Raw genomic sequence first — 10,908 nt, forward strand, 5'->3', positions numbered from 1 at the left:
CATCGCAAACTTGTTTTATTGGTGTTATAGGAATACCTATATTACAAGTTTGTTTCTATTTATTAAATAGTTATCTTAAAATGTCAACAGGCCCTAGTATCCCGTTAACTTATACTTTCAACACAGGAAATTAATTCATAAATTACAATTGACTATAATAATATGAGATCGAAAAGTTTCCACATTTCACAAAACCAACCTCAAAATATTGCAGTTAAAATCAAATATTGGTTGAAAACCTTATTCTTATCTGCTTGTTAAGTAGGGAAAAGATGGTTTTTTTCAAGCGATAGTTAACGGGATGCCAATGTCCAGAATTAGAAAAATTTCTTGTACTTCTTGATGAATGAGACGAAGAATTTTTATTTATTCTCCAGGTTGTAATGTAACCGGTAATTCAATTTTTTCACCTCTTCGTAACACAGTGATCTTGATGGTATCGCCAACTTTATAGCTATCAACCCGAGCGAGTAGCTTATCGACGGAATCAATGGGCTTATTTTCAAGCGCCACGATAATATCATTCGCGATGATATTGCCTTCCGGGGTGATCGTCGCACCTTGCAGTCCGGCCATATCCGCTGCGGATCCTGGGCTGATGCTTAAAATAACGACACCGGTTATTTTCAGGTGTTGAGTCAGACGGTTATTGAGTTTGCTGTCAACGGTAATGCCCATTGCCGGACGAATGTATTTACCCCGGCTGATGATTTGAGGAACCACGCGATTGACGGTATCGACCGGCACAGAAAATCCAATGCCGGCGCTGGCGCCACTGGGGCTATAAATGGCAGTATTGATGCCGATCAGGCGACCTGCAGAATCCAACAATGGGCCGCCGGAATTACCTGGATTAATAGCGGCATCGGTTTGGATCAGATTATCGATGGTACTTCCATCACCGCTCGGGAGTGAACGATCCAGCGCTGAGACAATACCGGTAGTGAGTGTCCAATCCAGACCAAATGGATTGCCGATAGCGAATACTTTTTGTCCAACCTTGAGATCGTGGCTGGTACCCAAAGGAACAGGGGCAGGGCGCTGGAATCCAATACCTATTTTCAGTACGGCAATGTCATGCGCCGGACTGGCGCCAACCAGGGAAGCCTTATAATCACGCCCATCGGCCAGGCGTATGGTAGCCTCACTGGCGCTTTTGATGACATGGAGATTGGTAATGATATGTCCGTTATCATCCCAGATAAAACCTGAACCGGTGCCGCTGGGAACAGAAAAAATATTGCGTGTCCATGCGTCCATGACGCGTTGACGCGTGGTGATAAATACGACTGAGTCCCGCGAATTCTCAAATAATTCAATCGTGCTTTTCTCGTCTTCAGCCAAATTGCCACGCGCCTGGACTACTCGCGGCTCGGTATTTTCCTGCTTGTCCTTACCGCTGAAATAGTCCGGGTGCAGAATATCCGGGAAATAATGATATAGGAAGCTATGGAAAAATAACGCAAGCAATATGACTATGAGCGAGGTCCAGATTAAACGGGATAGAAATCCGTTATTGGGCATAGGTGTTTGCTCCTTCAAAATTTATCATTATTTGTTGTGTGCTTGCGCCCACCGTACCAGATCCTGTTCGCTCATGGCACCCGATTGTCTGGCGATTTCCCGGCCACTTTTAAACAGCGCTAGAGTCGGAATGCTGCGAATATTGTAACGGGCGGCTAATCCTTGTTCTTCTTCCGTGTTCACCTTAGCGAGGCGCATTCCCGGTTCTAGTAAAGCGGCTGCTTTGGTGAATGCAGGCGCCATCATGCGGCACGGGCCGCACCACGGCGCCCAGAAATCGACGAGTACCGGAATATCGTTGTTTGCGATATGCCAGTTGAAATGACTTTCCGTCAGTCCAACTGGCTGGGTGGTATAATGCCTGATGGCAAGACCCACAGCTGGGCGATGCACTGAGGCGATCTGCCGGTACGCGATTGGTGGCGTGACAGTATGGGCACACGATATGTAAAGACATGAGCGGTCTTCCTATTTAATTCGTTTGGCTGACAGATGCTTTGTTAATCTTCATTTAATTCGGATGCTTTTAGGCGGGCGCGTAGTATTTCAATTTCTTCGAGCAGATCGGCGACCAAGCCGGCTAGTTCCGGATTACTTTCAAAATCCCGCTCAATCGCTATGATTCTCTTGACCCGCATAAAACTTCGGCTATCAAATATCCATGTGGCAGGATCGCTAGTGATTGAGTCTTCATCCAGCAACAAGCCCCATTGAACGCGCTCAATAATCCATTCACGGTTGATCTGGCAACTTCTCGCCAGTTCATCCAGATTGAGCATGGCATCCTCAAGTAAAATGGCATCGATTTCATGCGACATGATTTAGACTCCGAGATTCTGGCGTGGATTAAAAGCGAGTTCCTGCGCCATAGTTTGATAAAACTCACGTTCTTTGGGTGTAGTAGCGGGCGGTAGCACAACTTCCAACACCAGATATAGGTCGCCGGGTGTGGCAGCCGGGATGCCGCGTCCTTTCAAGCGCAATTTGCGGCCTGATTGAGAATTTTCTGGCACTCGAACTTCCACCTGGCCATTCGGTACCGGTATTTTAACTGTTGCACCCAGTGCTGCTTCCCACGGCGCAACCGGTAACGTAGCATAGATATCCTTATTTTCAATCCGGTAACGGTTGTGCGGTTTGAAATGAACTTCCAGGAACAAATCTCCGGCGGCTTCCTCGGAATGCCCCGGGCCACCCTGTCCGGCAAGCCGGATCACTTGCCCGGCATGGACACCCCTGGGAATACGGACATTCAACGTGTGGTCGGCGAGCACGGTACGGCCCTGATTGTCGAGTTTGGGCATGCGCAGTGTCAGGTTGCGTGTGGCGCCGTGATAGGTGTCTTCCAGATCGAGCATGATTTTTGCGTGATGGTCTTCGCCGCGCATCCGGTGGTGGGCTTGCCGGGCACCGGCACCCATTTGCTTGCCGAATAATTCCGCAAAGAAATCACTGAAATCAGCAGCCTGTGCACCGTTAGATCCTTGCCCACGGAATTCAAAACCGGCATCCCAGCCGGGGGGCGGTTGAAAATCACTGCCTGTCTGGAATCCTCGTCCTTGTCCCAATTGGTCATAAGCCGCGCGTTTTTCCGGATCGGAAAGTACCGCATTGGCTTCATTGACTTCTTTCATTTTCTGTTCGGCGTCAGTTTCCTTGGAAACATCCGGATGATACTTGCGCGCGAGGCGGCGGTATGCTTTCTTGATTTCTTCTGCCGTTGCATCGCGCGAAACGCCAAGTGTCTTATAGTAATCCTTGAATTCCAAATCAATTCTCCCCGTTTATCACGCAGTCACGCCATGAACATTATTGCTGCTTTAAATCAAATAGTGAAGTTACATTTATGTGAACATCAAGCTGTTGCATTGCTCAAGCTAGCAAGCCGTTGAAAAACTATCTGCGTTGCCGCTGCGGTGTTAAAAACAGGCTAAAAATGCTCATTTATTAAGCATAAACTGCGCTTTTTCGCCTGTTTTTGCCTTGCATCGGCTGCCTCGAATACGTTTTTCAACAGCCTGCTAGATGGGTTCACTGGGTAGATTTATCAAGTGCTTGAAGGCGAGGAAAATCTAATCAAAATGGACCAGTAATTTCAAACGTTATGCCATCCTCATCTCGCCCGGTCTTGCCGCGTTGTGAACTGAAATATAAACGCGAACCATCGGGGCTAAAAGCAGGGCCGGTTATTTCCGAGTGGTCATGGCCTGCTACTTTTAATAAAGGCAGGACTTTACCGGCTGTCAACACAAAAATCTGCATATCACCGCCATCCTCAGCTACCAGTAATTCGCCCGCAGCATTGCCGGTAATATTGTCAACGCCGGTTAACACGGGCGAGAGAAATAGAGCTGCGTTATAGAGGATGCTCAAATGATTCTGTTGTATATCATACGCCCATACTCGGTTGTCGCCTTTGGTAGAAAAGTAGATGATACCCTGGTGATACCAGATACCTTCTCCACCATCAAACCGGGAGCCCTTGGCAACTTGCTTGCGTGCCGGCGTCATGGTTGCCAGCGGATCGGGTAGGGTATGCCAGCGTACTGCGCCAATAGTGCCTTCGACGACCTCGGCGACTTCCAAAAAACCATCCTCCAGATTGGGGTATCCGGTAGCATCAAATGAGCGTGCGGTATAGCGATATAAACAACCATCCGGTTGATCTTCGGTTAGATACAGTTGCATGTTGCGCGTATCTACGGCCACTGCTTCATGCTTAAATATACCCAAAGCGCTTCTGACTTGCGCTGCTTTCCGGCCAAGCGGATCGCACTCCCACACTTGGCCTTTATCGGTTTCCTCACAGGATAGCCATGTCTGCCACGGGGTATGCCCGCCGGCGCAATTGCGGTTGGTCTGACTCAAAATCGAATACGCACCTATAATTTCTCCTTGCACATTGAAACGCAATGCCCCCACGCTACCCGCTTGATTGCCCAGTTCGCTATTGGAAACATAAATCCAACCTCCTTCCGGGGTGACAAAAGTAGCGCCGCCATCCGGCGCTGCGGGCCAGGTATAGCCAAAAAGTGTTTCCCCCGAACGCGCCACAATCCGGGAAGTAAAACCCGCGGGCAGACGCACGCCATTTTGATCCGGCGGCAGTAGCCCTGCGCGTGCTGCCAAAGATAACGAAAAGGATGCTGCCTTCAGCGGAGACGGTAACAAAGCATTACCAAAGAAAGCACCCAGCCCCATGAAACCGTATTGCAATAATTTGCGCCGACGCGGGTTAAATGTATTCATACTGAGAAACTCATGTAGTAAATCCAAGCAATGGATACATGGGAGATAGTTTACAATGTTACGCTGTCAAGGAATCTCTAAATAACCGTCATTTCTAGCGCAGCGAGAAATCTATCGTGTTGATTGCCAAAGACTCCTCACTTTGTTCGGAATGACGAATGTGCATTATTCAGAGCTTTCACAAATGTCTATTAATATAAAAAGCGTATTGCAATGATTCAAATACTAAAACCAATTGTATCTCTACTGATGTTTTTGACGGTGCTATTTTTTATCAGCACGATTTTAACGATCACCACCAGTTCTCCTTTCTGGCTCAGCGCGGCTTTGTCCCTCGCCTGTGCATCGCTGGCAGGCTGGTTTGCATGGAAACTCGTTTCTGGCGAAAAAGCGAACACCATTATTGCCGTCATCGGCGGTGCATTAATTCTGGGCGGGTTGTTTTTTGTTATCGGTTTTTTAGCACCTATGGCTATCTCGAAAGACACTGATCAGGGACCGATGATCGGAATCTTTATCGCAGCGCCGGTAGGTGTGATTATGGGAGCGATTGGTGGGTATGTTTATGCTTCTAGAATGAATAATCTGAGTAATTAATGAGTTGTAGTTAAAATGGGAAACTAATTAGTTAGTTCGAACAGTTAAATTACATGTATTAGCTCTGTTTTCTATCTCTGCTTTTCATTTTTTCTTTCTATATCATTCATAATTAAGTGAATACTTGTAAAGGTGGACTGAAATGTAGTGTTCTCACCATCTTTATTACCGTGAGTTACTATACCAATAAGCCGGTTATTTTTATCGAATACTGAACCACCACTCATTCCATGAAAAATGTTTGCGTCAACAACTAACCTCGTTGCTTTTTGGATCCTTTGACTTGATGTGATTTTTGCTTCAATGATACTTACGGAATTTTCTTTGTGATTGTGATTTGGATACCCTGTCAAGATGCATTCCTCGCCATTTTTGATCTGCGTGCTAGCAAGTTTGGCTGAGATAATTGGTTTGATTGGTGCTTTAAAGACAATATAGTCAATGTCAGAATCAAACCAATTAGATTGAAGTTGAATGGGGTATTTCTTCTGCTGCGGATCGTCTGGATGGTATAACTTATAATTTCTTATTGTCGCGAGATTATTTATAACGTGATTTGCTGTTATCCAGCCTACCATATTAATATAGAAAGCTGTTCCATATACACTTTCTTCTTCATTCTCCACTATCCAATTCATGGATCTAAATAAAGTTTCTTTGGGAGTGCAAGATAACTTGATGCCATTTAGCCGAGCTTTTAGTTTGATGTGGCGTGGGTCATATTCACCTATTACTTTTTTTAGGTGACCTAATCGACCAAGAACTCTCAGATATAATATCTGCCGCTTATCTCCATTCAAAAAACGTAATCGTCCTATTTCACCTCGAATCGAATTGATATATTGACGGGGCAAGTTGCTTTTTTCATTTACCACAATTCCAGTAACTTCTTGGCGACCTGACTGATCAATTAGCCTAGTTTTGGACTGATTAACTTTGAATCCATTTTTTTCGATGATGAGAACCAGGTCGTTTCCAAGGGTCACGAATGAATTTTCGTCATTTTTTTCAATCCTGGCAATTTCCTTAGGAAAATTTTTCTTACCAGATAATGTAATGTCGTCAGCATATCTTGTATATGAGAGGCCATGCCGACTAGCAAGCATTTTTATATCTTTGTCTAGCCTGAGACAGATCATATTTGAAAGTATTGGTGATGAAGGTGCACCTTGTGGAAGAATTCCATCGAAAGTGGCTAGCTGTGCTATCCATTGCGCAACTTTATCTGGAAATGTGAATGGTGGTTTTTGAAACAGCCCTTTTATTCGTCCAAAGTGGATAGATGGGAAAAAATCGGCTAGATCTAAATTCAAAACCCAACTTTGATTTAAGTGTTTATCGGCGTTGTCTGCTATTGAGAATTTATCAACAAATCCAAATGCTGCATCATGTTTTCGATAGTGATACTTTAACTCATCAGCTAGCTTTCTTTGGATAACCCGAAGTGTTTTCACTGGGCTGTGAATTATCCTACTGCCTCCTGACTTCTTCGGAATTTCAAATATCTTGTATAGATCATTTCTTGAGGGGCCATAAGCGATGCGCGCAAGGATTTTGTAGTCCAATTCAAAAAAATAGGCTAAATCTTGAGTGCTTTTAATTTCTAAGAAATTCATTGTAGTGAAAAGAACTCAGAGGTTTCATTATTCTTCATTTCGCGTAAGGTGGCATATACACAATAAATATGTATAATTTATGGATATATTCAAGGATATGACAAGGTGCGGATTTCGCCTAAAATTGCCAGTGCCATTGCTGATACAGCAACAGGAGTTAAATAAGATTGACCTCTGAGCGCTGCCAATATAACTAGATCACTTTTATTAAGCAAGTACTACAGTGCGCGATTGAGCTAGATTCGATTGATATCCCAGTGATTGATAAAAATTCAACCATTAAGTTAGAGCATTATTCCAAAGATACGGATGAATCAGGTTTGCGGCGTCACTCCATTATCTGTTATTAAACAGAGAGGATAGCTCAGATTCGCGCAACTACGAATCTGAGCCATTTTCTCAACATTTACTGTGATTAGCGCGAGGAAGGGGACAGGTCTACGCGAGGAAGGGGACAGGTCTAGAATTGAGAATGCGGTTGATGCAGAAGTAAGATCTGTGTTTTTTTCCATTTCGGATTTGTGATTCGATACCGGAATATCCTGCGGGAAAAATAAACAACCCCGTGGTCTTGCCACAGGGTTGTTTATTTTGCGCGGAAGCATGGTCGTGTCACGATCGGTGAGGCTATCAAACTTGACCGGTGCAAGCCGCAAAACACTCAAACAACATTTTCGTTCTTTGATCGAACTCGGGTATTTGCATCAGCGCGGCAGTGGGCCGGTGTGTGGCATGACTTGTGTTAATTTAATTAATTTAGGATACTAGATCAGCTCCAGAAGATACGAGAATTCGGCAGTTGCTTGATCAAGTGCACGCGCAGTAACCAAGTGTTAAAGTCCAAAAACATCCCATCACGCTGCAGATATTATTGCGGATATTCAAACCAAATCACCTGTAAAATACCCTCGCTATGGAGCAAATTTATGAAACGACGCATTTTGTTACAAAGTCTTGCCGTGGCGGCCGTGTTTCCGTTGATTCCCGCATGCTTTCGGGCACAAGTCATTGGGGAGGCCTCCAGTCCGATTACACCCTTAAACAAACCGCATGAAGCATGGCGCGGGTTGGTCTCGCCCAAAGCTTATAAGATCTTGTTTGAAGAAGAAACCGAACGCCCGGAATCCAGTAATCTGGTTTATGAGGATCGCGAAGGTACCTTTATTTGCGCCGCATGCTATCTGCCGTTATTTGAAAGTTCATCTAAATATGAAAGCAACACAGGCTGGCCAAGTTTTACCCAGCCTATCGCTGGGCACATAGCAACTAAACTTGATTTCAAGATGATCAAGCCGCGCACGGAATACCACTGCGTGCGCTGCGGGGGGCATCAAGGCCACGTATTTAATGACGGCCCGCCGCCACGTGGAGAGCGGTGGTGCAACAACGGCACTGCGCTGAAGTTTGTGCCAAAAGACGAACAACTGCCAACGCTCAGGAGCTGATCGGTTGATTGCGCGCCAGGGACATTGCTCCTGCAAAATTAAGGCAAATCGCATCGATTAATTCCGATAACCCGGAACGCAAGTCCATAAACCGATTACAAATAGCCAAAATACTATGGTTGCAGCAATATAAATACATTTCATGGGCGAAAATCAAACTGCTCAAAATGGATTTGTTGTTCGGGCACACCTTGTTCCTGCAACCAGTCAGTAACTTTCTCTACCAGTAGTGGCGGCCCGCAGAGATAGATTTGCCGCTCATTTAAATCATCGATACTTGCAAGCCAGGTAAATAACGGCGTTGGGTCCTTTTCCATCGTGAGGGAGTGCACATGGAATAACGCTTGGTCTGTTGCATAGGCTCGCAGTTCTGCTTCATAAGGAACCCGTTCAGGTTCACGGTGCACATAGACCAGATCGGTTTTCTGCGTGACCAAATGACTACGCAACATGGCTAGGAATGGCGTAACACCAATGCCGCCTGCAATCCAAACTGCAGGTGACGATGGCCGGGTCCAGTAAAAAAATCCCATAAGGTCCTTGCAGGCGGACAGCCACACCGGGCCCAAGTGTTTGAATATGTTTCGTACAATCGCCCAACGCTTTAACACTGAGCGATAAACTGCCATCTTCAGCGATTTTGCTGACTGTGTAAGGGTGAAATTCACCACAGCCCTGAAAAAGAGGTCCCTCAAAAAAAGCCGCGTTGACAAATTGACCCTGGGCAATGCTTATCGGCTTGGCCAGTGGACGCAACATTACCTCCGTAATGTGTTCCGATGGATGAGAAACCGTACTGACTTCGTAAGGAAAGGAACCGGCACCATAATCGTTACGCACCAGCCGCCAGCTCATAGCAACCACGGTAATCAACAAAACGATCGTCAGGCTGACAGAAAAACTACTGGCGATCCAGATATGTCCCAAACCGATCAGCATAGCGACCACTAACAACATGTGCAGACGCCGCCACCAACTATAGGGCAGATGCAGCGAGAAAGATGCTGCCAAACCCAGCATGAAGCCGATCAACCCAATCCAGCCCATCCTATTCAGGATATCCGGATTAAAAGGTGACAGGTACTCCCATACGGTATCGAGATCAACTTCGAAGTAACTGCTGGCCAGAACGAAGGGGTGTGTTAATAGCAAGCTATACCCCGCCACGCTCATATTATGATGCCACTGATACATGCGTTGTAATCCGCCAAACCAAGCCGTCCAAACCGGCTCACGGATCATCAATAGTAAACTGGCGGAAATCAGTCCCATCCCGAGCCAGCCCGACAAAATACCGAATCCGTAAAGATTGAGCGGCAACGAAGAAATTACCATCAGTGCCGGCAACAATGCCGTCGCGATAATTACAATCTTCGTTACAACGCTCGCTTTTATCATGGGGGTATCTTACTCTTGTTTCAAAGTATTCTAGGAGTCTGTCATCATCTGGATGAATTGCTCAGAATGTTCTGATTATGAATCAATGAATCGGTTAGATATCTCCGCATGATGCCTCACCTCAAAACGGTTGATGGTAGTTTGTTACAATTCTTGATGCGGGCTGTTTCGGCAAGTGAAACCCGATTGCACCCGGCTCACCATTCTGCGCAATGAAGTGTCCTACGGGGGGATGCTTGCTCGAAAATAACTGGATTGGCGAAGCAATCTCGCTCGTCAAAATGCAAGATTGGCTACAGTCAGAATGTCTTCTAACTTTCTGAGGACACCATAAATAGTAGTCGTTCAGTATCCTGAAGCAATATTCTTGCTCATAAGGTTACAGATCTATGCCTTTCTGTGCCTGAATGCCAGCCCGAAAAGCATGTTTAATATCCGTCATTTCGGTGACGGTATCCGCAGCTTCGCATAGCGCATCGGGTGCGCCGCGCCCAGTAATGACGACATGCTGCATGGGCGGGCGGTTTTTCAGATCGTCCAGTACTGTGGTTAAATCCAGCCAGCCAAACTTGAGCGGATAAGTCAGCTCGTCGAGGATGATCAGATCGAACGACGGATCGCGCAGCATTTCTTGCACAATGGCCCAGCCGCGTTGTGCTGTTTCTGTATCGCGCTCTAGATTTTGCGTATCCCACGTGAAGCCTTCGCCTAGCACATGCCAGATGACATTTTCCTGACTGCGGAAAAAGGCTTCTTCGCCTGTGTCCGAGCGCCCTTTGATAAATTGCGCTACTCCCACGCGCATACCATGACCCAGTGCCCGTGCAATCATGCCAAATGCCGAGCTGGATTTTCCCTTACCATTGCCGGTGTGAACCAGCAATAAGCCTTGTTCACGGTCAGCGCGTGCAATCGCAGCATCGATTAATTCTTTTTTTCGCTGCATGCGTGTGCGGTGGCGTTCAGAGCGCTCGGAATCAACCATGGCGTTATCCCGCAGTGGTGTTGCGTGGATTGAATTGCTGAATAATCAACGTGAAGAGCGTATGCATCACCACGGCGATGCCCAAATAAAAAAC

At 46.1% G+C, this 10,908-nt stretch carries 11 protein-coding genes and 1 pseudogene; 3 read left to right on the plus strand and 9 right to left on the minus strand.

The features are described from left to right. Window positions 1-366: 366 nt before the first annotated feature. The 5 genes and pseudogenes from ACH10T_RS09410 to ACH10T_RS09430 form a co-directional block, all read right to left on the minus strand. A complete protein-coding gene (locus tag ACH10T_RS09410; protein WP_394809030.1) occupies window positions 367-1,524 on the minus strand; it encodes a S1C family serine protease in 1,158 nt (385 codons plus the stop codon). Window positions 1,525-1,551: 27 nt separating this feature from the next. Continuing rightward, a pseudogene (trxC, locus tag ACH10T_RS09415) lies at window positions 1,552-1,981 on the minus strand (thioredoxin TrxC). A 43-nt stretch (window positions 1,982-2,024) separates the two neighbouring features. After that, window positions 2,025-2,342, minus strand: a complete 318-nt coding sequence (locus ACH10T_RS09420) for a chaperone modulator CbpM (protein ID WP_394809031.1) — start codon at window positions 2,340-2,342, stop codon at window positions 2,025-2,027. 3 nt (window positions 2,343-2,345) lie between these two features. Then, on the minus strand, window positions 2,346-3,293 hold the full coding sequence (locus tag ACH10T_RS09425) for a DnaJ C-terminal domain-containing protein (protein WP_394809032.1): 948 nt from the start codon (window positions 3,291-3,293) through the stop codon (window positions 2,346-2,348). 307 nt (window positions 3,294-3,600) lie between these two features. Beyond that, window positions 3,601-4,773 (minus strand): alkaline phosphatase PhoX, encoded by a 1,173-nt coding sequence (locus ACH10T_RS09430; RefSeq protein WP_394809033.1) that lies wholly within the window; start codon window positions 4,771-4,773, stop codon window positions 3,601-3,603. A gap of 213 nt (window positions 4,774-4,986) precedes the next feature. Here ACH10T_RS09430 and ACH10T_RS09435 point away from each other — a divergent pair, with 213 nt between their 5' ends. Beyond that, window positions 4,987-5,370, plus strand: a complete 384-nt coding sequence (locus tag ACH10T_RS09435; protein WP_394809034.1) for a multidrug ABC transporter permease — start codon at window positions 4,987-4,989, stop codon at window positions 5,368-5,370. 71 nt (window positions 5,371-5,441) lie between these two features. Here the strand turns inward: ACH10T_RS09435 and ACH10T_RS09440 are convergent, their stop codons facing one another. Continuing rightward, on the minus strand, window positions 5,442-6,986 hold the full coding sequence (locus ACH10T_RS09440; protein WP_394809035.1) for a reverse transcriptase domain-containing protein: 1,545 nt from the start codon (window positions 6,984-6,986) through the stop codon (window positions 5,442-5,444). A gap of 609 nt (window positions 6,987-7,595) precedes the next feature. Between ACH10T_RS09440 and ACH10T_RS09445 the strand changes: the two genes are divergently transcribed. Both ACH10T_RS09445 and msrB read left to right on the plus strand, forming a co-directional pair. Beyond that, window positions 7,596-7,754: a hypothetical protein gene (locus ACH10T_RS09445; RefSeq protein ID WP_394809036.1), complete on the plus strand. Its 159-nt coding sequence runs from the start codon at window positions 7,596-7,598 to the stop codon at window positions 7,752-7,754. Between the two features lie 158 nt (window positions 7,755-7,912). Further along, a complete protein-coding gene (msrB, locus tag ACH10T_RS09450; RefSeq protein WP_394809037.1) occupies window positions 7,913-8,431 on the plus strand; it encodes a peptide-methionine (R)-S-oxide reductase MsrB in 519 nt (172 codons plus the stop codon). Between the two features lie 140 nt (window positions 8,432-8,571). Here msrB and ACH10T_RS09455 read toward each other — a convergent pair whose 3' ends face one another. From ACH10T_RS09455 to cobO, 3 genes are all read right to left on the minus strand, one after another. Further along, window positions 8,572-8,883: a hypothetical protein gene (locus tag ACH10T_RS09455; RefSeq protein WP_394809038.1), complete on the minus strand. Its 312-nt coding sequence runs from the start codon at window positions 8,881-8,883 to the stop codon at window positions 8,572-8,574. Further along, window positions 8,873-9,829 carry a ferric reductase-like transmembrane domain-containing protein gene (locus tag ACH10T_RS09460; protein WP_394809039.1) on the minus strand — a complete coding sequence of 319 codons (957 nt, stop codon included), beginning with the start codon at window positions 9,827-9,829 and terminating at the stop codon, window positions 8,873-8,875. The genes ACH10T_RS09455 and ACH10T_RS09460 overlap by 11 nt, the downstream gene beginning before the upstream one ends. Before the next feature lie 379 nt (window positions 9,830-10,208). Continuing rightward, a complete protein-coding gene (gene cobO / locus ACH10T_RS09465; RefSeq protein ID WP_394809040.1) occupies window positions 10,209-10,814 on the minus strand; it encodes a cob(I)yrinic acid a,c-diamide adenosyltransferase in 606 nt (201 codons plus the stop codon). Window positions 10,815-10,908: the final 94 nt, after the last annotated feature.

Origin of the sequence: Nitrosomonas sp., assembly GCF_043753625.1 — a bacterium.
In the GTDB taxonomy this organism is placed as follows: Bacteria; Pseudomonadota; Gammaproteobacteria; order Burkholderiales; family Nitrosomonadaceae; genus Nitrosomonas.

Excerpts from the sequence above, each read along its gene's own strand:
- ACH10T_RS09410 (WP_394809030.1), bottom strand. The coding sequence starts at position 1,524 with ATGCCCAATAACGGATTTCTATCCCGTTTAATCTGGACCTCGCTCATA.
- ACH10T_RS09420 (WP_394809031.1), bottom strand. The coding sequence starts at position 2,342 with ATGTCGCATGAAATCGATGCCATTTTACTTGAGGATGCCATGCTCAAT.
- ACH10T_RS09430 (WP_394809033.1), bottom strand. The coding sequence starts at position 4,773 with ATGAATACATTTAACCCGCGTCGGCGCAAATTATTGCAATACGGTTTC.
- ACH10T_RS09435 (WP_394809034.1), top strand. The coding sequence starts at position 4,987 with ATGATTCAAATACTAAAACCAATTGTATCTCTACTGATGTTTTTGACG.
- ACH10T_RS09440 (WP_394809035.1), bottom strand. The coding sequence starts at position 6,986 with ATGAATTTCTTAGAAATTAAAAGCACTCAAGATTTAGCCTATTTTTTT.
- msrB (WP_394809037.1), top strand. The coding sequence starts at position 7,913 with ATGAAACGACGCATTTTGTTACAAAGTCTTGCCGTGGCGGCCGTGTTT.
- ACH10T_RS09455 (WP_394809038.1), bottom strand. The coding sequence starts at position 8,883 with ATGTTGCGTAGTCATTTGGTCACGCAGAAAACCGATCTGGTCTATGTG.
- ACH10T_RS09460 (WP_394809039.1), bottom strand. The coding sequence starts at position 9,829 with ATGATAAAAGCGAGCGTTGTAACGAAGATTGTAATTATCGCGACGGCA.
- cobO (WP_394809040.1), bottom strand. The coding sequence starts at position 10,814 with ATGGTTGATTCCGAGCGCTCTGAACGCCACCGCACACGCATGCAGCGA.